This is a genomic window from Streptomyces camponoticapitis, from assembly GCF_014646115.1.
Lineage (GTDB): Bacteria > Actinomycetota > Actinomycetes > Streptomycetales > Streptomycetaceae > Streptomyces > Streptomyces camponoticapitis.
This window is the reverse complement of the sequence record NZ_BMMV01000002.1, coordinates 76,230-96,021: the sequence shown is the minus strand read 5'-3', so window position 1 is coordinate 96,021 and position 19,792 is coordinate 76,230. Positions and strand designations below refer to the sequence as shown.

General features: G+C 71.8%; 18 protein-coding genes. 11 read left to right on the top strand and 7 right to left on the bottom strand.

Annotated features, from left to right (window positions below; all coding sequences use genetic code 11):
- Positions 1-84: 84 nt before the first annotated feature.
- Both IEY79_RS03115 and IEY79_RS03110 read right to left on the bottom strand, forming a co-directional pair.
- The gene (locus tag IEY79_RS03115; RefSeq protein WP_189105711.1) at positions 85-621 is read right to left on the bottom strand and encodes a hypothetical protein; all 537 of its coding nucleotides are present in this window, start codon (positions 619-621) and stop codon (positions 85-87) included.
- Between the two features lie 206 nt (positions 622-827).
- The gene (locus IEY79_RS03110) at positions 828-1,343 is read right to left on the bottom strand and encodes a carbonic anhydrase (protein ID WP_189105710.1); all 516 of its coding nucleotides are present in this window, start codon (positions 1,341-1,343) and stop codon (positions 828-830) included.
- 401 nt (positions 1,344-1,744) lie between these two features.
- Here IEY79_RS03110 and IEY79_RS03105 point away from each other — a divergent pair, with 401 nt between their 5' ends.
- The 8 genes from IEY79_RS03105 (at position 1,745) to IEY79_RS03070 (ending at position 10,556) form a co-directional block, all read left to right on the top strand.
- Positions 1,745-3,223 (top strand): MFS transporter, encoded by a 1,479-nt coding sequence (locus tag IEY79_RS03105; protein WP_229700591.1) that lies wholly within the window; start codon positions 1,745-1,747, stop codon positions 3,221-3,223.
- Positions 3,224-3,476: 253 nt separating this feature from the next.
- Positions 3,477-4,469, top strand: coding sequence for a dihydroxyacetone kinase subunit DhaK (dhaK, locus tag IEY79_RS03100; protein ID WP_189105709.1), 993 nt, complete (start codon positions 3,477-3,479; stop codon positions 4,467-4,469).
- 77 nt (positions 4,470-4,546) lie between these two features.
- Entirely contained in the window at positions 4,547-5,146 is a 600-nt protein-coding gene (dhaL, locus tag IEY79_RS03095) for a dihydroxyacetone kinase subunit DhaL (RefSeq protein ID WP_189106014.1), read from the top strand.
- Complete coding sequence (locus tag IEY79_RS03090; RefSeq protein WP_189105708.1) at positions 5,143-5,553, top strand: PTS-dependent dihydroxyacetone kinase phosphotransferase subunit DhaM; 411 nt, start codon at positions 5,143-5,145, stop codon at positions 5,551-5,553. The genes dhaL and IEY79_RS03090 overlap by 4 nt, the downstream gene beginning before the upstream one ends.
- Positions 5,554-5,689: 136 nt before the next feature.
- Positions 5,690-7,729, top strand: coding sequence for an NADPH-dependent 2,4-dienoyl-CoA reductase (locus IEY79_RS03085; protein WP_189105707.1), 2,040 nt, complete (start codon positions 5,690-5,692; stop codon positions 7,727-7,729).
- Positions 7,730-7,759: 30 nt separating this feature from the next.
- Positions 7,760-8,353, top strand: coding sequence for a PadR family transcriptional regulator (locus tag IEY79_RS03080; RefSeq protein WP_189105706.1), 594 nt, complete (start codon positions 7,760-7,762; stop codon positions 8,351-8,353).
- Between the two features lie 130 nt (positions 8,354-8,483).
- Positions 8,484-10,016, top strand: a complete 1,533-nt coding sequence (locus tag IEY79_RS03075) for an NAD(P)/FAD-dependent oxidoreductase (protein WP_229700590.1) — start codon at positions 8,484-8,486, stop codon at positions 10,014-10,016.
- 84 nt (positions 10,017-10,100) lie between these two features.
- Positions 10,101-10,556, top strand: a complete 456-nt coding sequence (locus IEY79_RS03070; protein ID WP_189105705.1) for a tellurite resistance TerB family protein — start codon at positions 10,101-10,103, stop codon at positions 10,554-10,556.
- 134 nt (positions 10,557-10,690) lie between these two features.
- Here the strand turns inward: IEY79_RS03070 and IEY79_RS03065 are convergent, their stop codons facing one another.
- Both IEY79_RS03065 and IEY79_RS03060 read right to left on the bottom strand, forming a co-directional pair.
- The gene (locus tag IEY79_RS03065; RefSeq protein WP_189105704.1) at positions 10,691-11,659 is read right to left on the bottom strand and encodes a M56 family metallopeptidase; all 969 of its coding nucleotides are present in this window, start codon (positions 11,657-11,659) and stop codon (positions 10,691-10,693) included.
- Positions 11,660-11,663: 4 nt separating this feature from the next.
- Positions 11,664-12,008 carry a BlaI/MecI/CopY family transcriptional regulator gene (locus tag IEY79_RS03060; protein WP_229700639.1) on the bottom strand — a complete coding sequence of 115 codons (345 nt, stop codon included), beginning with the start codon at positions 12,006-12,008 and terminating at the stop codon, positions 11,664-11,666.
- 260 nt (positions 12,009-12,268) lie between these two features.
- On the opposite strand from IEY79_RS03060, the gene IEY79_RS03055 reads away from it, so the two are divergent.
- Positions 12,269-12,844 carry a TerD family protein gene (locus IEY79_RS03055; RefSeq protein WP_189105702.1) on the top strand — a complete coding sequence of 192 codons (576 nt, stop codon included), beginning with the start codon at positions 12,269-12,271 and terminating at the stop codon, positions 12,842-12,844.
- A 109-nt stretch (positions 12,845-12,953) separates the two neighbouring features.
- Here the strand turns inward: IEY79_RS03055 and IEY79_RS03050 are convergent, their stop codons facing one another.
- Both IEY79_RS03050 and IEY79_RS03045 read right to left on the bottom strand, forming a co-directional pair.
- On the bottom strand, positions 12,954-14,198 hold the full coding sequence (locus IEY79_RS03050; protein ID WP_189105701.1) for a cation:proton antiporter: 1,245 nt from the start codon (positions 14,196-14,198) through the stop codon (positions 12,954-12,956).
- A 6-nt stretch (positions 14,199-14,204) separates the two neighbouring features.
- Positions 14,205-14,690, bottom strand: coding sequence for a cation:proton antiporter regulatory subunit (locus IEY79_RS03045; protein ID WP_189105700.1), 486 nt, complete (start codon positions 14,688-14,690; stop codon positions 14,205-14,207).
- 471 nt (positions 14,691-15,161) lie between these two features.
- Here IEY79_RS03045 and IEY79_RS03040 point away from each other — a divergent pair, with 471 nt between their 5' ends.
- Positions 15,162-16,022, top strand: a complete 861-nt coding sequence (locus IEY79_RS03040; protein WP_189105699.1) for an ABC transporter substrate-binding protein — start codon at positions 15,162-15,164, stop codon at positions 16,020-16,022.
- 98 nt (positions 16,023-16,120) lie between these two features.
- Positions 16,121-17,059 carry a siderophore-interacting protein gene (locus IEY79_RS03035; protein WP_229700589.1) on the top strand — a complete coding sequence of 313 codons (939 nt, stop codon included), beginning with the start codon at positions 16,121-16,123 and terminating at the stop codon, positions 17,057-17,059.
- Between the two features lie 30 nt (positions 17,060-17,089).
- Here IEY79_RS03035 and IEY79_RS38620 read toward each other — a convergent pair whose 3' ends face one another.
- Positions 17,090-18,871 carry a winged helix-turn-helix domain-containing protein gene (locus tag IEY79_RS38620; protein ID WP_506358870.1) on the bottom strand — a complete coding sequence of 594 codons (1,782 nt, stop codon included), beginning with the start codon at positions 18,869-18,871 and terminating at the stop codon, positions 17,090-17,092.
- Between the last annotated feature and the right edge of the window lie 921 nt (positions 18,872-19,792).

Below are 19,792 nucleotides of genomic sequence, written 5' to 3'. Positions count from 1 at the left end.
AGGAGACCGGGCGGATCCGCACCGCCGTACCGGAGGCCCGGTCGGACTCGGCCAGGCCTTTGCGGACCGCCCCCGACGGTCGGGCTACTTGATCAGGGAATTCGCGATGATGATCACCAGACCGATCAGCATGTCCAGGGCCCCCGCACGGCACGAGGACGGCCATCCGTGCCCAGCGGTGCGGGCGGCCCAGGCGCCCCAGCCGAACAGGGCGAGGGTGTTGAAGAGCAGGGCCGCGTCCACAGCCGTGGCTTCCGCCCACCACCCGGCGACCGCGGTAAGCAGTAGCGCCACCGCGGGCAGCACGGCGGCGACCAGTGGCCACTCGGCGAGCACCAACCGAAGTCTGCTCCTGGTGGCCGCCCCGTCGACGGACGCACGCTGGGCGATGACGTGCGCGTACCCATGGGCGGCGCCCGACGCCAGCGCCGTGAGCAGTACCCACAGCGCGTCCGGACCGGGATCGGCCTTCTCGCCCGTCGAGTCCAGCGCGGCCACCAGGGCGCTGGCCAGCACCAGGCCGTAGATGACGCTGAACAGCGACCCCTCCGACGGCCGGTGGCGCAGAATCACCCTTGGCCCGGCGCCCTTTCGGCGGACATGGTCGGCGCGCTCGGGCATGGCATGGCCTCGGTGCGGGAAGAGGGCTGGGTCCGCACATACTCACCCGCGTGACATCAGAGAACACGACGCCACGCGCAGAGGAGGCCAGGACGCCGGTGTTCGTACTCCCGCGTGGCGGGTGTGTGGCGGAGTTCTGATGCCCAGTCGGGTGACGGCCCGGGTCCGGCCCCGGTCCCCGACCCGTGACGCACCCGGCCGCCGAGTCAGCCGGAGGCGACCGTCGCCACTTTTCCCGTCGCCACGTCGTAGACGAGCCCCGAGACACGTGCGCTTCCCAGGCGCCCGTCGGCGCGGAGCAGGGAGACGTCCCGTGCGACTGCCGCGTACGGGTCGGTGACCGGCACCGCCCCGAGTTCGTTCTCGGAGACGTCGAAGTACGTGGCAAGCAGTTCCGTACGGTCGTGGATTCTGGTGAGACCGCACTGGGTGTGCTGCATGACGACCAGTTCCCACTCCGAGTCGAAGTCGTCGTTGACGGTCCCCGCGACGGCGCGGAGCATGATCAACTCCTCCAGGGTCCGGGGAGTGACCCGCCCGCCGACGTTGCGGATCGCCATGATCTCTCCCTGAGCCGCCCCGAGTACCAGGGCGGGATCAACGCGCGCGTCGACGCAGCCGATGACGATGGTGGCGAGTTTCGGCTTCATGCGCAGGTTTCCGTCGAACGTGGACCGCGCGAATTCCTCATTCCGGCTCACCAGGGTTTCGACCGCTCCCATGGGCGTTCTCCTTCACGCGTTGGATCATCCGTATCCCCGGGGACACCGGTGCATCTGCGCGGGCTGTGCCGGCCCGGCGCGCCGGAGACCCGCGCCCACGGGGAGCCGCCGGGGCGGCGCTGCCCGGGTCATGTTCACGTACCGCCGGTCGTCGTTCGACCACCAACGCGCCGCGAATCCTCCGACCCGTACGGGGACCGGCATGACCTGTACGGCGAGCACCCTCTGAGGATCTGGTGGCGTGTCACCTCATTTCCCACCAAAACGGCTCGTACGCTGAGGCGACGGCCCGAGCGTTCGGACGTCGCGTACGAGGACGTCGCCGATCTCGGTGCCCAGCGCGTGACCTGCATGCGCGGCTCCTGACCGCCCTGGAGGCGAACATCTCTTCCCTCTTCCGAGTGCCGCGCAACTCCCCCCGCCTCCCCCTGGCCGGCAGTTACCCCGCGGCCGTCGCGCTGGCCCTTCTCGCGCTGAGCCCCTTCCTTGTCCTTACAACCGCGCTCTCGCTCTTCGAGCCGATCCTGATGGAGAGACTGGGCGCCAGCGCTTTCCAGCTGCAGCTCACCAGCGGACTCTCGAACGCCGGCTACGCGTTCGGTGCCGTGCTTGCCGCGGAACTCTTCAAACGGCTGCAGGCCCGCAGGCTGTACATCTTCTGTGAAGCCGGATTCGTGATCGGATCGATTCTGGCTCTGAGCGCGCAGGAGATCGGCCTGTTCATGGCCGGAGTGATCCTCCAGGGCCTGTTCACGGGGATGCTGCTCGTCCTCTCACTGCCGCCGCTGGTCCTCGGTCACGGAGTCGAGAAGCTCGCCACCACTGCCCCGGTCATCAGCATCGGACTCTTCGGCATGGTGACCGCGGGCCCCCTGATCGGAGGACTGGTCGGCAGCTACGGCGGCTGGCGGCTGCTGTACACGTCGGTCGCCGTGCTGGCCGCGATCGGCCTGACCATCGGCGCCATGACCTTCGAGCCCAACGATCCGCCGGCGAAGGGCTCTCGTCTCAGTCTGTCGGCCACCCCACTCGCCCTGGCCGCCACCGCGCTCCCGTTCTTCGGCGTCTCATGGCTGTCGCGGGGCGAATTCGACGACTGGGAGTTCATCGCCCCCGTGGCTGTCGGCGTCGCGGCCGGCGCGTTGCTCCTGGCGACCCAGTACGCCCAGGCCAGACCGCTGATGCCCGTGCGGCCGATCACCAACACTCTGCCTGTCACGGGAACGCTCACCGCGATGGTTGTCGGGGCCTCCTTCGTCACCCTTCTGGAGCTCACGCAGATCTATCTGCTCCAGCAGGCCGGCTACACCCCTGTCCACGTGGGGGTCCTCCTCATCCCTCAGATCGCCGGTGTCATCGTCTCCGCAATCATCTTCCACAAGGTGATGGCCACCCGCTGGACGCCCTACATGGCACTCTCGGGCATCCTCAGCATCGTCTGCGCGGCCGGGGTTCTGCTGGCCCTCACCCCGTCGAACGCGTCCGTCATCGTCCCCATCACCGCCGCCCTCCTCGGATACGGCGCCGGCGCCGGTGTGGTCCCCGGCCTGTTCCTCGCGGGCTTCTCGATCTCCGCGATGCAGATCGGTGCGACGTTCGCGCTGGTGGAACTCCTCCGTTCCGAAGCGGCCTTCCTGATCGGGCCCGCCCTCGTACACCTCGCCACGATCCAGGGCAGTTTCACGGACGGGTTCCGCCTCGCGGTCTCGATCACGCTGGCCCTCATCGGAGCGAGCGCGCTCGCCCTGCCGGGACTGTTCATGCTCGGAGGCGCCCGGCCGGAGGCCCCGGACCTGGAAGGCTGGATGTCCGGCTCCTCGACCGGATATCACTCGCCCCGGCTCGCGAACGCGATCCGCAAGCCTGTCCCCAACCCGTAGCAGTCCGACACGACCTGGTTCTCCACGTGGTGCGGCACAGCGGCCGTCGTACGCTGCTCCGCCGACCGACCGGCATCGACGTGCACCGGCCGGGACCACCGCCCACAGACCGCTCGAAGCCCGCGCGCCGGGCTTCACGATCAGGCTCAGCTCTTCGATACTGATTTCGCCGGGGACGGGCAACGATCAGGCCCGGACGACCAGGTGGAACCCGGCTCGGAAGCGCAGTCGGCACTTGTCCTAGGAGGACCCGTTGAGAATGCTCATCAATGTCCCGGAGACCGTGGTCGCCGATGGTCTGCGGGGGATGGCCGCCGCGCATCCCGAGCTGTCCGTCGATGTGGACAACCGTGTGATCGTACGCCGTGACGCGCCCGTCGAGGGAAAGGTGGGGATCGTCTCGGGCGGTGGTTCCGGGCACGAGCCGCTGCATGGCGGGTTCGTGGGGCCCGGGATGCTCTCCGCGGCCTGTCCTGGGGAGATCTTCACCAGCCCCGTGCCCGACCAGATGGTGCGGGCCGCCGCCGCTGTCGACAGCGGGGCGGGGGTGCTGTTCATCGTCAAGAACTACACCGGTGACGTCCTCAACTTCGACATGGCCGCCGAGCTGGCCGAGGACGAGGGCGTCCGTATCGGCAAGGTGCTGGTCAACGACGACGTCGCCGTGACGGACAGTCTGTTCACGGCGGGCCGGCGCGGTACGGGTGCCACCCTCTTCGTCGAGAAGATCGCCGGCGCCGCCGCCGAGGAGGGCGCGACGCTGGAGCGGGTCGAGGCCATCGGCCGGCAGGTGAACGAGAGCGCGCGCAGTTTCGGTGTCGCACTCAGCGCCGTGACCACGCCGTCCAAGGGCAGCCCGACGTTCGACCTGCCGGACGGCGAACTGGAGCTGGGCATCGGTATCCACGGCGAGCCGGGCCGTGAGCGGCGCGCCATGATGACGTCGCGTGAGATCGCGGACTTCTCCGTCGACGCGGTGCTCGAGGATCTGCGTCCGTCCGGTCCGGTGCTCGCGCTAGTCAACGGCATGGGTGCGACACCGCTGCTGGAGCTGTACGGCTTCAACGCCGAGGTGCAGCGGGTGCTTGCCGAGCGCGGTGTCGCGGTGGCCCGTACGCTCGTCGGCAACTACGTGACCTCGCTCGACATGGCCGGGTGCTCGGTGACGCTCTGTCAGGTCGACGAGGATCTGCTGCGGCTCTGGGACGCGCCGGTGCAGACGCCCGCACTGCGCTGGGGCCGCTGACCTCCGGGCGGGTACATCCGACACGTACGCCCGACGCTCTTCGAGGAGACCTTGTGTCCGAGCAGGATTCCGAGCCGGTGCTCGACGTCGACTTCTTCCGCCGCTGGCTCACCACTGCGGCCGCCTCCATGGAAAGGGAGGCGGACCATCTCACGCAGCTCGACTCGGCGATCGGCGACGCCGACCACGGCAGCAATCTCCAGCGCGGCTTCCGGGCCGTGACCGGGGCGCTGGAGAAGGAGCCGCCGGCCACACCCGGCGCGACGCTGGTCCTCGCGGGGCGGCAGCTGATCTCCACCGTGGGCGGCGCCTCGGGGCCGCTGTACGGGACGCTGCTGCGGCGTACGGGCAAGGCGCTCGGGGATTCCGCCGAGGTCACGCCCGCGCAGCTGGCCGAGGCCCTGGGCGCCGGGGTCGCCGCCGTGGCGCAGCTGGGCGGCGCGAAGGCCGGGGACAAGACGATGATCGACGCCCTGGAACCGGCGGTGGCGGCGCTCGCCACCTCGTTCGCGGCTGCCTCGGCCGCGGCCGAGGAGGGCGCGGTGGCGACGGTGCCGCTGCAGGCCCGCAAGGGCCGGGCCAGCTATCTCGGTGAACGCAGCATCGGGCACCAGGACCCGGGCGCCACGTCCTCCGCGCTGCTGATCGCGGCGCTCGCGGCGACGGCGGGCGAATGAGTGCCGAGAAGCCGGTCGGCATCGTGCTCGTGTCGCACAGCCGGGCGGTCGCGGAGGCCGTCGCCGAGCTGGCCGTCGGGCTCGCGGGCGGTGGCACGACCGCTCCGGTTGCCGCCGCCGGCGGCACGCCGGACGGCGGGCTCGGGACGAGTTCCGAGCTGATCGCGGGGGCCGCCGCACAGGTGGACCGGGGTGCGGGCGTCGCTCTTCTCGTCGATCTCGGCAGTGCCGTGCTGACCGTGAAGTCGCTGCTGGCCGAGGGCGACGAACTGCCGGAGGGCGCACGGCTGCTGGACGCCCCCTTCCTGGAAGGCGCGGTCGCCGCGGTGGTGACGGCGTCGGCGGGCGCGGACCTGAACGCGGTGGAGGCGGCGGCCGTGGAGGCGTACAACTACCGCAAGGTCTGACGCTCCGTCGGGCTTCGGACGCGGGCCTCCGGCACCGTACGTGGGGAGAGACGGGCCACACTTTGTGCAACTGATTGCATAAAGTGTCCCCGCCGGGCTACTACTGGAGCGCAGCCGTCGCCCGAGGAGCCCCCACATGAACCCGCGCCCCGCCCCGTACCCCCACCTGCTCAGCCCTCTCGACCTGGGGTTCGTCACCCTGCCCAACCGGGTGCTGATGGGTTCGATGCACGTCGGCCTGGAAGAGGCCGAGAACGGCTTCGCCCGTATGGCCGCCTTCTACGCCGCCCGAGCGCGCGGCGGCGTCGGCCTGATGGTGACCGGCGGCATCGCGCCCAACGACCGGGGGCGGCCGTACCCGGGCGGCGCCCGGCTCACGACCGAGGCGGAGGCCGAGCGGCACCGGCAGGTGACCTCGGCGGTGCACGCGGCGGGCGGCCGGATCGCGATGCAGATCCTGCACTTCGGGCGGTACGCCTACCACCCGGACCTGGTGGCGCCGAGCGCCCTCCAGGCACCCATCAGCCCCCACGTGCCGCACGCCCTCACCGACGACGAGGTGGAGGAGACGGTCGAGGACTTCGTACGCGCGGCGGAACTGGCGCGGCTTGCCGGGTACGACGGCGTCGAGGTCATGGGCTCCGAGGGTTATCTCATCAACGAGTTCATCGCCTCGCGGACGAATCTGCGGGAGGACCGGTGGGGCGGCGCCTACGAGAACCGCATCCGTTTCCCGCTGGAGATCGTCCGCCGTATCCGGGAACGCGTCGGAGCCGACTTCATCCTCGTCTACCGTCTGTCGATGCTCGACCTGGTGCCGGGCGGCTCCTCGCTCGCCGAGGTCGTCACGCTGGCCAAGGAGATCGAGAGGGCGGGTGCCACGCTCATCAACACCGGGATCGGCTGGCACGAGGCCCGCATCCCGACGATCGCCGCGTCCGTGCCACGCGGCGCGTTCTCCTGGGTGACCAAGGCGCTGATGGGGTCGGTCTCCGTACCGCTGATCACCAGCAACCGCGTCAACACCCCCGAGGTGGCCGAGCAGTTGCTCGCCGACGGACGCGCCGACATGGTCTCGATGGCACGCCCCTTCCTCGCCGACCCCGACTTCGTCGCCAAGGCCCGCGACGGGCACGCCGACACGATCAACACCTGCGTCGGCTGCAACCAGGCATGCCTGGACCACACGTTCAGCGGGAAGATCACTTCCTGTCTGGTCAACCCGATGGCCTGTCACGAGACCGAGCTGGTCCTCTCCCCCACCCGGCGGGCCAAGCGGGTCGCGGTCGTCGGGGCCGGTCCCGCCGGACTCGCCTGCGCCGTGTCCGCCGCCGAGCGCGGGCACTCGGTCACGCTGTTCGACGCGGCGGCCGAGACAGGCGGGCAGCTCAATGTCGCCAGACTCGTCCCCGGCAAGGAGGAGTTCAACGAGACGCTGCGCTACTTCCGCGGCCGGCTCGAACGGCTCGCGGTCGACGTACGGCTCAACACCCCGGCCGAGGTGGGAGAGTTGGTGAACGGCGCGGCCAAGTATGACGAGATCGTCGTGGCGACCGGTGTCACGCCCCGTACGCCGCCGATCCCCGGCATCGACCACCCCCGCGTGGTCAGCTACCTCGACGTACTGCGCGGCGGGGCCGCGGTCGGCGAGCGCGTCGCGATCATCGGCGCGGGCGGCATCGGCTTCGACGTGGCCGAGTACCTCACGGACAGCGGCGAGCGGGCCGGCCTGGACGCGGCAGCCTACTTCCGGCGGTGGGGAGTCGACACCGGCTACCGCCACCCCGGCGGACTCGGGGTACCCGTAAGGACGAAGCCGCCGAGGACGGTCCACCTGATCCAGCGAAAAACCGGGAAGGTCGGCGCCGGGCTCGGCAGGACCACCGGGTGGATCCACCGCACGGAACTGCGGCAACGGGGGGTCACCATGATCGCGGGCGCCGTCTACGACCGGATCGACGACGAGGGGCTGCATCTGACCGTCGACGGCACGCCCACCCTCCTGCCGGTCGACACGGTCGTCCTGTGCGCCGGGCAGGAGCCACGGCGTGAGCTGTACGACGCGCTCCGCGCGGCCGGTGCCTCCGCGCATCTCATCGGCGGGGCGGACGTCGCCGCCGAACTCGACGCCAAGCGTGCCATCGACCAGGGAACGCGGCTGGCCGCCACGATCTGAACCCACGGCCGGAACTTCTAGGATGCGATCATGTCCCTCCCCCACGCCATCCTCACCGCCCTCCTCGAAAGACCCTCCTCGGGCCTGGAGCTCACCCGGCGTTTCGATCGCTCGATCGGTTACTTCTGGTCGGCGACGCACCAGCAGATCTACCGGGAGCTGGGGAGACTGGAACGGTCGGGCCGCATCCGCGCCCTGGAGTCCGCGCGGCCGGCGCGGGGACGGAAGAAGGAGTACGAGGTGCTGCCGGCCGGCCGCGCCGAGCTGACCGGGTGGGTGTCGGGCCGGGAGGACCCGAAGCCTGTGCGCGACCCGTTGCTGCTCAGAATGCGGGCGGCGGCGGTGGTCGGCGCCGACGGGCTCCCGGACGAGCTGCGCCGCCATCTCGCCCTGCATGAGCGGCAGTTGGCCGAGTACACGGACATCGAGGCGCGGGACTTCACGCGCGGGGCGGAGGTGTCGGGACCGGACGGGCCGACGGAGGCGGACCGGCTGCGGCATCTGGTCCTGCGCGCCGGAATCGACCTGGAGCGTATGTGGGTCGAATGGCTGAGCGAGGCGCTCCGCGAGACGGGCACCGCAACGGCCGCTCCGGCGGCGCCCGCCGGACCCGACGGCGTGTGACAGGCGTACGGCGCGCCCGGAGCCGGCCCCCATGGCCCGAGCGCCACCGTGCACCGCGAGCGTCCGGCACCGCGCACACGCTCCGACATACTGGGACCTCCGCGATCAACCGCCGTACGGAACCGGAGACATGGCCATGGACGACGACCCGGACGGCCGGGAATCCGGCCCGCAGGACCGGACACCTCCCTACCGGCACACCGGCCGGCCGGCGCGCCACGCGGTGGTGATCGGCGGCAGCATCGCCGGCCTGCTCGCCGCGCACGTACTCGCCGCGCACGCCGACCGCGTGACGATCGTGGAGCGCGACCGCTTCCCCGACGGGGCGCGGCCACGCTCCGGTGTCCCCCAGGGCAGCCATATCCATGTACTGCTCGACGGCGGTCAGTTGGCACTGGACACGCTCCTGCCGGGCGTCGTCGCCGAGTTACGGGAACACGCCGCCCCCCGGGTGGGGATGCCGAGCGACATGGTCCAGTGGCAGGCGGGCACGTGGTACCGCCGTACGCCCGCCACCGCCCATCTCCTCACCCCCTCCCGCCCGTTGCTCGAATGGGTCGTACGCCGCAGGGTCCTGGCGGATCCGCGGATCAGGACGGTGGAGGGTACGGAGGTCGTGGGCCTGCTCGGTGACGCGGTCCGGACGACCGGCGTACTGCTCCGGGAGCGTGGAGCGGGAACGAGGGAGAGAACCGAGAACGCGGCGAAGAACGGAGCCGCGGCCCGCGGCGGCGTCGTCACCCGCGCACTGGCCGCCGATCTGGTCGTTGACGCCTCCGGCCGCGGGTCGCGGGCGCCGGCCTGGCTCTCGGCCGTCGGCGCCGAGCCCGCGCCGGAGGAGACGCTCGACAGCGGACTCGTCTACGCCACCCGCGCCTACCGTCCCGGCATGGACGACGGCACCACCGACACCATCGGCTACTACGTCGTCCCCAACCCCGCCCAGCTGTCCGGCGGCGTCGCGCTGCCGATCGAGGACGGCCGCTATCTCGTCACGTTCTCCGGGCTGCGCGGAAGCGAACCCCCCTCGAACGAGGAGGAGTTCGCCGGCTTCGCCGCGTCGCTCCCGCACCCGTTCCTGCACGACTGGCTGATGCGGGCCGAGCCGGACTCGCCCGTGCGCTCGTTCCGCAACATGGCCAACGTCCGCCGCCGGTACGACCGTCCGGGCCGCCGCCCGGCGGGTTTCCTCTCGACGGGTGACGCGCTGTGCGCCTTCAACCCCGTCTACGGGCAGGGTATGACCGTCGCAGCGCTCAACGCCGTGGCGTTGCGAGAGGCGCTGACGGACCGGAGCCGCACGCCCACGACCCGGCGCGTGCAGCGGGCGATCCTCGGCTCCTCGCGGCAGGCGTGGGACATCTCGGCCGGGGCGGACAAGAAGATGCCGGGGGTCGTCGGCAACGCGGCCCGCGCGAGCGCGGCCGACGGGCCGTCGAACTGGTACTTGGCGCGTGTGCAGCGGCGGGCGGGCGGAAATCCGGTCGTCGGTACGGCGTTCCGTGCCGTGCTGCATCTCGCGGCTCCGTCGCGTGCGCTGTTCGCGCCGCGCGTCGCCCGCGCGGTGCTGTTCGATCCGGTGCCGCGCACGCCCGCCGAGCCGCCGATGTGGCGGGAGCCCGAGGCCGGCACCACGGGGATCTCTCAGTCCTGGGGCACCTGATAACTTCTACATCACTGTAGAAACAGCTACCGTCCACGCCGGCCTTCCCCCCGGCACGGGCGGCCCGAGACATACGGAGCACTCATGGCCCTGTGGGATCGCATCAAGGAATCCGCCCAGACGATGCAGACCCAGCTGGAGGCGAAGAAGAACGACCTCAAGAGCGGCTCGTTCCGCGACGCCAGCATGGCGATGTGCGCCCTGGTCGCGGCGGCCGACGGTTCCATCGACCCGGCCGAGCGTCAGCGCGTCACACAGCTGATCACGAGCAACGACGTGCTGCGGAACTTCCCGCCGGCCGATCTGCAGAGGCGCTTCGACGAGTACCTGAACAAGCTCATCGCCGACCCGTCGCTCGGCAAGGTCGATGTGCTCCAGGAAGTCGCCAAGGCGAAGAAGAAGCCCGCCGAGGCGCGTGCCGTCGTCCAGATCGGCATCATCATCGGCGGCGCCGACGGCAACTTCGACGCGCAGGAGCGGAGTGTCGTACGCGAGGCGTGTCTGGCGCTCGACCTCCAGCCGCAGGAGTTCGACGTCTAGGGTCGGTCGTTTGGATCCAGTACGCCAGGACGGGCCACCTTCTCCGTCCTCGATCGCCGGACGGGCCGCGTGTGCGGACCGTCCGGCGATTTCGTCGCGGGTCGCGCCACCCGTACGACCGTGACACCCGTCTCTCAGAGCGGGCCGGCCGCCTTCAGTACGAGGAAGAGCGTGACCGTCGCGTTCGCGGACGAGAGCGCCGATCCGAGCGTGCCGGCCGCCGCCGCCCAGGCCGCCAGACCCACGGCGGTGAAGACCGGCGGCCAGCTGACGGCCGACGGCTCCGGTCCCAGCAGCGCCGCCACCCGGCGCGGCACCGGTCCCGGCGCGGCGAAGCCCGCCAGCGTCGGGGTGGGCGTGCCGCGCGAGACGAGGGCGGCCTTGCCGATGGCCCGCGCCACGACCCGCCGCTCGCCCGTCACCCGGGCCGCCTCCTCGTCCGCCCAGCGCTCCGTCGTGTAGGCCACGGCCGACCGCAGCGGCATCAGCAGCGGGTTGGCCCGCGCGGCGAAGCGGACGGCGAGCAGATAGCGGTGGTGGTGGCCGGCGAGATGGGCGCGTTCATGGGCGACGAGCGCCGCGCGCTCGCCGGCGTCCAGACACGCGAGCATGGCCGTGGAGACGACGATCCGGCCCCCGGAGACCCCGTGGGCCGGCCGGTTCCGCGCGCCCGGAAGCGCGTACGCGTAGGCGGCCTCGTCCGTCAGTACGGCGAGTTCGCCGTCCGGCACCCCGGCCAGCGCGCGCTCCGCCCGGCGGCGGACACGCCGGTGCCTGCGGGCGGCGGTCGACCACGACACGGCAACGGCGAGCAGGGCGACAACCGCCCCCTTGCCCGCGGCTTCCTCGTACGGCGCGGTCGGAGGGCCCTCCTCCTCGGCCCAGGCGTCGGCCCACGCGTCGGGCAGCGGATGGCCGGGCAGCTGCACCGTACCGACGACCACCAGCAGCCCCAGGCACACTGTGCTGCACAGCGCGAGCACGGCGGCCAGCGCCGACAACAGCCGGGTGGCGACCCGGGGATGGAGATGCCGCTCGGCCAGACGCGCGATCGGCAGCGCGCTCAGGGGCAGCAACAGCGGCAGCAGGACGAACACTCCCATCCCGTCAGCCCTCCGTCCCTTCCTCGGGAAGATTGAGGAGGTCGCGCAGCAGCCGCTCGTCGTCCGGCGAGAGCGTGGTGACGAAGCGGGCCAGGACGGCCTCGCGGTCCGACTCGGCGTCAAGTACGCGGCGCATCCGCAGGGCGGCCAGCCCCGCCTCGTCGGAGGTCGCGCACCATTCGAAGAACCGGCCCACGCGCTCGCGGGTGACGGCCCGTTTGGCCTGGAGCCTCGTCAGGATCGTCATGACCGTCGTGTACGCCAGGTCCCCGCCGAGCTGGTCCTGCACCCAGCCCGCGTTGACCGGTCCCGGCGCCTGCCGCAGCACGGCGAGCACCTGGGCCTCCAGCTCTCCCTGGCCGCGCCGACGCGGCCGTGGGTCCGCGTAGGCGCGGCCGGACCCGTCCCCGACCCGCCGGTCACGGTCCCGGTCGCCGTCCCCACCGACCTGTGCCCTCACAGCGTCTCCCTCCACTGCCGACGTGCGGCCTGGGGCCATCCGGCGCAGCTCCGGCGTGGCCCCGGCGTGGCGGCTTTGCCGCCCCGTACACACTTCTACAGTGTTGTGGATTTTCAACGCGGTCACCAGCTCGACTCAGGAGGAGCAGCGTGGGAGTTTCCCTGTCCAAAGGCGGCAATGTCTCGCTCACCAAGGAGGCGCCGGGGCTGACAGCCGTCCTGGTCGGTCTCGGGTGGGACGTGCGCACCACGACCGGCACCGACTACGACCTCGACGCCAGCGCCCTGCTGGTCAACGAGGCAGGGAAGGTCGGCACGGACCAGAACTTCGTGTTCTACAACAACCTCAAAAGCCCTGACGGTTCGGTCGAGCACACCGGTGACAACCTGACCGGTGAGGGCGAGGGAGACGACGAGGTCGTCAAGGTGAATCTGGCCGCCGTGCCGGCCGAGGTGTCCAGGATCGTCTTCCCCGTCTCGATCCACGACGCGCAGGCCCGTGGCCACAGCTTCGGCCAGGTCCGCAACGCCTTCATCCGCGTGGTGAACCAGGCCGGCGGCGCCGAGCTCGCCCGCTACGACCTCAGCGAGGACGCGGCGACCGAGACCGCGATGGTCTTCGGCGAGCTGTACCGCAGCGGCGCCGAGTGGAAGTTCCGTGCCGTCGGGCAGGGTTACGCGAGTGGCCTGTCCGGCATCGCCGCCGACTTCGGTGTCGGCGTCTGAGCCTGACGGCCCGGGCTCGTGCCCGCACTCCCGGCGGCACGCACGAAGGGGCGTGGGCGCGTGACGCGCATTCCGCGCCCCTTCGGCGTGTCGGGGCCCAAGGCGTGTCTCAACCGTGCGAATGAGCCGTGTCGGCCGGTCCGGGAGCGGTCGGAACCTCCCGTGTGACGGTCTCATCGGCGACCGGCGGCGCCGGGGGCGGGGGTTTCCGGGTGAGGCGCCGGGCGAGCGGTTCGGTCCAACGGGCGGCCAGCGGCCCGAGGATGACCAGGATCAGTACATACGCGGTGGCGAGCGGCCCGATGCGGGGCTCCACACCGACGGCCAGTCCGGCGATGACGATGGAGAACTCCCCGCGCGCCACGAGCGTGCCGCCCGTCCGCCAGCGGCCGGCCGTCTTGACGCCCGCTCTGCGCGCCGCGTACCAGCCCGTGGCGATCTTCGTCAGCGCGCTGACGACGGCCAGGATCAGGGCGGGCACGAGCACGGGCGGGATGTCGGCCGGATCGGTGTTCAGACCGAAGAACACGAAGAAGACCGCGGCGAAGAGGTCGCGCAGGGGCGCGAGCAGGTTGTGGGCACCCTCGGCCACCTCCCCCGAGAGTGCGATGCCGACGAGGAACGCGCCGACGGCGGCGGAGACTTGAAGCTCCTGGGCGACGCCCGCGACCAGCACGGTCAGTCCGAGGACGACCAGCAGCAGCATCTCGGGGTTGTCGGAGGAGACCGCGCGGCTGATGAGCCGGCCGTGGCGCAGCGCGACGTACAGCACGACACCCACACTGCCGAGCGAGATGAGCAGCGTGAGGCTGCCGCCCGCGAGGCTCAGTCCGGCCAACAGCGCGGTGAGCAGCGGCAGATAGACGGCCATGGCGAGATCTTCGATGACCAGGACGCCGAGGATGACGGGGGTTTCGCGGTTGCCGAGCCTGCCGAGGTCGCCGAGCACCTTGGCGATGACGCCGGAGGACGAGATCCAGGTGACGCCGGCGAGCGCGACGGCTGCGACCGCGCCCCAGCCGAGCAGGAGCGCGGCGATCGCGCCGGGCAGCGCGTTCAGGACGAAGTCGACGATGCCGGAGGGGTATTGGGTCTTGAGGTTGGTGACGAGTTCGGAGGCGCTGTACTCCAGCCCGAGCAGGAGCAGCAGCAGGATGACCCCGATCTCGGCGCCCGTGGCGAAGAACTCCTCGCTGGCCGCCATGGGGATGAGGCCGCCGTGGCCGAAGGCGAGTCCCGCCAGGAGATAGAGCGGAATGGGCGAGAAGCCCACCCGCCCGGCGAGCCGGCCGAGCAGGCCCAGGCCGAGGATGACGGCCCCGAGTTCGATGAGCAGCGCGGTCGTGTCGTGCACGGGCGATTATCCTCCGGTGATCAGTTCGGCGACGGCGTCCACGCCTTCCCTGGTGCCGACGACGACGAGGGTGTCCCCCAGTGCGAAGCGGAAGTCCGGGGTGGGCGAGGGGACGGCGTCGGTCCGGCGCAGCACGGCGACGATGGACGCGCCGGTGCGGCTGCGGGCCTGGGTGGAGCCGAGCGTGCGCCCCGCGAAGGGGGAGCGTTTGGTGACCGGGATGTGTTCGGTGACGAGGTCGATCTCCAGGTGCTGGTGGAGATGGCCGACCGGGTCGGGCATCAGGAGTTTGGACAGCGCCGTCGCCTCGTACGGGGCGAGCGGGGTGGAGTCCTTGCAGTTGTCGTCGTCGTCGGGGTCGTGGAAGCCGACGATGCGGCGCCCGTCCTGGTGCACGACGACAGAGATATGGCGGCCCGAGTCGGTGTTGAGGTCGTAGCGGGTACCGACCCCGGGCAGGGCGGTCTTGCTGACGTGAGCGGTGTGCTCCATAGGAAGGCGCTCCATGCGGGCATGCGTCGGAGGTGTGCGGGCGCGGGGCCCCTGGTGGGGGAATTCTCCGCCATTCGGCGCGGCGGTGGCCCGTTCAGTCCCGGGCGGCCGGCCGGGTCATTAAGGGGGTACGGGTGCGCTCGCCCATGAGCTGCCCCTCCGCCTCGGCCCCGGTCCGCAACGAGTCACCCAGCACTCAACAGTGCGGTGGCAACTCATCAGCCATTTTAACGTAAAATAAAATGGGCGAATTGTATTTATTCATGGGGATATTAGCCGTTTTATTGCGGCCGTGGAGCGTATACGACCGCCGCGGGGGGGCGCCGGCGCTCGGCGGTCCCGGCACTGACGCGGAAGCGGGCCGGGCCGGACTCAACGTGGCCTGATCAGCGTACGGTTGGAGTCCCGGCGCCGTCCGCCGGGCAGGGTCACACTCAAACACCGCACCCCGAGAGCGGAATGAGGCGAGCCATGTCCCGGATCAGCAGCTGGGAGTTCACGGACGATCGCGGCCATCTCACCGTCGCACCCCACCGCCCGGAACGGGTGGTCGCCTATGTCCAGGCGGGCGCGACCCTGTGGGACCACGGCCTGCACCCCGTGGGGATCTTCGGATCCCACCACGACGGTGACTCCCCCGACCCCGCGAAGGCGGGCGGACTGCCGCTCGACCGCACACTGGACTTCGGCGGTGGCTCCTCGGTCGATCCGGACACCGTCCTCGCCGCCGAACCGGACCTGCTGGTGGCCGTCACCTACGGCGGCGGCCAGATCTACGGCATCGATCCCGAGGCGGCCAAGCATCTGGAGGAGCAGGTCGGCGTGATAGTCATCGACGTCGGCAAGGACCGGCCGCTGGACGGGATCAGGGACCGGTTCACGGCGCTCGCCCACTCGCTCGGCGCGCCGCGGGGGCCCGACACCCAGGATCTGGAGTGGGCGGAGGCCCGGCTCCGTACGCTCACCGCACGCCCCGCCGCCGCCCGGGTGCTCGCCCTGTCGGCCGCCGGGCCCGGCTCCGTGCATCTCGCGCGGCCGGGCACATGGCCGGACCTGAGGGCGCTGACGGCGCTCGGCGTCGATCTGCTCGACCCCGGGGAGGGCGCGGGCGCCAACTGGCGTACGACCGACTGGGAGCAGGCGCTGGCGCTCGATCCGGACGTCGTGCTCGGCGATGTCCGGGCGAACGCGGCCACACCCGAATCGCTCAGGGGCGACAGGCACTGGCGCGCGCTCCAGGAGCGGACGCGCACCGTGGCGTGGAATCCGGAGGCGCCGTGCAGCCACCGGGGACACGCGCGCTTCGTGGACGCCGTCGCGGCGGCGCTGTAGGGGACCGGGCGGACCGGGCGCTTCCGCGCGGGCGGGGCCTCGCGGCCGTGTAGGCGGCGTGTCGGTCGCGTATCGGTGGCGGCTGCGACCGTTCCGGCATGACACGTATCTCTGACATGCCCGCCGGGCGCCCCACCGCCCCGTCCCTGCCGGTGCGGACCGTCGAGGTCGCTGCGGTACGGCGGCTCTCGCCGCACATGGTCCGCGTCACCTTCGGCGGTCCGGCCCTGGCCGATTTCGGCTGCGACGGTCCCGACCAGCAGGTGAAGCTCTACTTCCCCAAGCCGGGACAGGCCGCTCCGGTGCTGCCGGAGCCGGGCGCCGACGGGGATGTGATGCGCTGGTACGGGGCGTTCCAGGCGATCCCGGAGGACGAACGGCCCTGGACGCGCGGCTACACGATCCGCGCGCACGACCCGTCGCGGGGCACGGTCGACATCGACTTCGTCCTGCATGGCGAGGGTGCCGATGCCGGTGCCGGCGAGGGCGAGGGGCCGGCGACGCGGTGGGCGCGGTCGGCGGAGGCCGGAGACGTGCTCGCCATGTTCGGCCCGTCCGCGTACTTCGCGGAGCCCGTGCCGCTCGGAACCACCGACTGGATGCTGCTGGCCGGCGACGAGTCGGCGCTGCCGGCGATCGGCACGATCGTCGAGGCGCTGCCCGAGGGGGCGCGCGCGGTGGCGTTTGTGGAGGTGTGGGACGGGGCGGAGGAGCAGCGGTTCGAGTCGGCGGGTGAGGTGACCGTGCACTGGCTGCACCGTGCTGCTTCGACGGGTGACGGCTCACCGCTGATGGAGGCCGTACGCGCGGCGGAGTTCCCGGCGGGCTCGGCGTTCGCCTGGCTCGGGGGCGAGGCGGGCGCGGTACGGGCACTGCGCCGGCATCTGGTCGGCGAGCGCGGGCTCGACAGGCGTTCGGTCCACTTCACCGGCTACTGGCGCCGCAGTCTGGCCCAGGACGACGCGCCGACGGAGGCGGATCTCGCGGAGGCGCGGGAGCGGTTGGCCGATCGGGAGGGACCCGCCGACGGGTCTTGAGTGCGGGCCCGAACGCCTCTCGGAGTCCGGTCAGATGAGGGCGGCGGCCTCTCTCACGGAGAGGCCGCCGCCCTCGGCGTACGCGCGGGCCCAGGTCTCCTCGTCGAGCCCGGCCCGCACCTGCGCCTCCGCCCGCCGGCGGATCTCCCTCTCATAGCCGGCCGGGTAGGGGTGGAAGAGGAACCTCTCGGCCCGGCCGGTGTGCCGTCCGTACGCACCCAACAGCCGTGCGCCGTCGGCCGTTTCGCCGGTCCCCGTCTTGGCCCAGGCGGCGCAGAGGAACTGACTGACGATCAGCTGCGGTGCGACGAGACGGGCCAGGCTGTCCAACAGGCCCACCGACTCCCGCAGATGGCCCAGAGCCCGTTCGTACTCGGTGTCGAGGCAGTCGAGCCAGCCGTGAAGGCCCGCGGTCAGACCGATCTGAAGGGCGTGCTCACGGAATCCGGGTTCCTCTTCCAGCGTGGTCAGCTCCTTGCGGGCGAGGGCGGTGCGTCCGGTACGGCCGTAGCGGCCGGCGAGCAGCAGCCGGGCCGTCCCGCCGGTTCGTCCGGCGTGGCCACGGGATTCCTCGACCGCCTCCCGCAGCAGCATTTCGGCCTCCTCCTCTTCCTTCGATCCGGTGGCGGCCTCCAGCCGTACCGAGGCCAACCGCGCCTTGAACAGGGACACCTGGGTGGGCATCGCACTGCGCGCGCAGCTCTCCATGGCCCGTTCGAAGTCCGCCGCCGCCTCCTCGTAGCGACCTCGCCGCTCGTACGACTCGCCCCGGGCGGACAGGGACTCGGCGAGGATCACCAGGTCACCGGTCCCTTCGAGCAGCGACACCGCCTCGTCGGCGTCCCGCGCCGCCCGGTCCTCGTTGTCGGGGCCCGTGTCGAGCATCCTTCCGCGCAGCGTCAGGGCGAGGCCGAGGTCCCAGCCCCGGCCGGGGCGGGCACGGCAGGCGGCCACCATGGCGTCGAGCGCCTCGCCCATGCTCCGCCACTCGCCGACGATCAGCCCGGCGAAGAACCACATGACGCCGGGCTGGCGGCAGACCTGGGGCAGATCGGCCCGGTAGGCGGCGACGATCCGGGACAGGTGTGCGCGGGTGCCGGCGCTCCCCCAGAACTCCCCACCTCCGCCGCCCTCGTCCCCGTCCCCTTCCCCGTCCGTTCCGGTGCCGCTCGCGAACCGCAGCAGCCGCACACCGCGTCTGGCCTCCCACACCTGCTCGTCGGACCAGGGCGGCGGGAGGTCGGTGCACGGATCGGCGAGGGGTACGGCACGACGTACGGGCGCCTCGAAGGGGTCGGGCCCGAGCTCCGCGACGGCCCTGGACCAGTCGCGGGCGTCACGCTGATGGCCGCGCAGCTGCCAGAACCAGCTCATGGAGAGCACGAGACACAGCGCGTCCTGTTCACGCTCCCGTACGTCTTCCTGTTCCCCTCGGTCCTTGTGACGGAGCGCGGTGCGCAGCGCGGCCCGTACGTTGTCGTGCTCCCGCTCGAACTGCGCGAGCCGGTAGGCCTGTTGGGGGCCGCGAAGCTCGGGTTCGCCGAGGCGGACCAGCTCGCGGTAGGCGCGCAGATGCCGCAGCTCGACGGCCTTGACTTCTCCCGACTCGGACAGCCGCCCGGCCGCGTACTCGGCGACGGTCTCCAGCAGCCGGTAGCGCATCCCGTCCGGACCGCCGGGCACAGCCACGAGAAGCGACTTGTCGACAAGTGAGGCGAGTGCGTCGAAGACCGGCACGTCACCACCGGCGCAGACCTCCTCCGCCTCCCCCGGCGCGCAGCCGCCGACGAAGACGGAGAGCCTGCGCAGCACGGCCCGTTCGGTCTCGCTCAGCAGCTCCCACGACCAGTCCACGACGGCGCGCAGGGTCTGCTGCCTCGGCAGCACGGTCCGGCTGCCGCTGCCGGCGCCCAGCAGCCGGAAGCGGTCGTCCAGCCGGTCGGCGAGCTGGCGCGGGGTGAGCAACCGCAGTCTGGCGGCGGCCAGTTCGAGGGCGAGCGGCAGACCGTCGAGCCTGCGGCAGATCTCCTCGCAGGCGAGCTCGTCCTCGTCCGCCCGGAAGCCGGGCCGGGCCGCGGCGCCGCGTTCGCCGAGCAGCCGCAGCGCGGCGGACCGCGCGAGCGGGCCGACCCCGTACAGGAACTCGCCGCGTACCCCGAGCGGTTCGCGGCTGGTGGCGAGGACGGTCACATGGAGGCAGCGGGTGAGGATGGTCTCGGCGAGTTCGGCCGCCGCGCCGATCACGTGCTCGCAGTTGTCCAGCACGAGCAACAGGCGGCGGGATCCGCAGTGTTCGACGAGTCTGTCGAGCGGGCGCGGCGCGGCGCCCTCCGCGCCGCCGGGGCCGAGGACCGCGGTCTCGCGGGCGCCGAGCGCGGTCAGTACGGCCTCCGCCACGTCGCCGGGCTCTCGTACGGAGGCGAGTTCCGCGACCCAGACACCGTCCGGCCAGCGACCGTCCGCCCGGGCCCCGTCACCCCGGTCCCCGCCCCCGTCCTCGTCGCCCCGGTCCCCGTCCGTGCGCGCCACGTCCTCGGCGGCTTCGAAGGCCAGCCGGGTCTTGCCCGCGCCACCGGGTCCGGTGAGTGTCGTGAGGCGGTGTGCGCGCAACTCGACGCGGAGCGCCTCCAGTTCGGGCTCGCGCCCGACGAAGGAGGTGAGCCGGGCGGGCAGGTTGCCGGGAACGCCGATCGGGGCGGCGCCGCCCGGGACAGGGGCCGCCGCGTTCCGTGC

Coding starts and splice junctions, on each gene's coding strand:
- IEY79_RS03115 (WP_189105711.1), bottom strand. CDS start 621: ATGCCCGAGCGCGCCGACCATGTCCGCCGAAAGGGCGCCGGGCCAAGG.
- IEY79_RS03110 (WP_189105710.1), bottom strand. CDS start 1,343: ATGGGAGCGGTCGAAACCCTGGTGAGCCGGAATGAGGAATTCGCGCGG.
- IEY79_RS03090 (WP_189105708.1), top strand. CDS start 5,143: ATGAGTGCCGAGAAGCCGGTCGGCATCGTGCTCGTGTCGCACAGCCGG.
- IEY79_RS03085 (WP_189105707.1), top strand. CDS start 5,690: ATGAACCCGCGCCCCGCCCCGTACCCCCACCTGCTCAGCCCTCTCGAC.
- IEY79_RS03080 (WP_189105706.1), top strand. CDS start 7,760: ATGTCCCTCCCCCACGCCATCCTCACCGCCCTCCTCGAAAGACCCTCC.
- IEY79_RS03075 (WP_229700590.1), top strand. CDS start 8,484: ATGGCCATGGACGACGACCCGGACGGCCGGGAATCCGGCCCGCAGGAC.
- IEY79_RS03070 (WP_189105705.1), top strand. CDS start 10,101: ATGGCCCTGTGGGATCGCATCAAGGAATCCGCCCAGACGATGCAGACC.
- IEY79_RS03065 (WP_189105704.1), bottom strand. CDS start 11,659: ATGGGAGTGTTCGTCCTGCTGCCGCTGTTGCTGCCCCTGAGCGCGCTG.
- IEY79_RS03045 (WP_189105700.1), bottom strand. CDS start 14,690: ATGGAGCACACCGCTCACGTCAGCAAGACCGCCCTGCCCGGGGTCGGT.
- IEY79_RS03040 (WP_189105699.1), top strand. CDS start 15,162: ATGTCCCGGATCAGCAGCTGGGAGTTCACGGACGATCGCGGCCATCTC.
- IEY79_RS03035 (WP_229700589.1), top strand. CDS start 16,121: ATGACACGTATCTCTGACATGCCCGCCGGGCGCCCCACCGCCCCGTCC.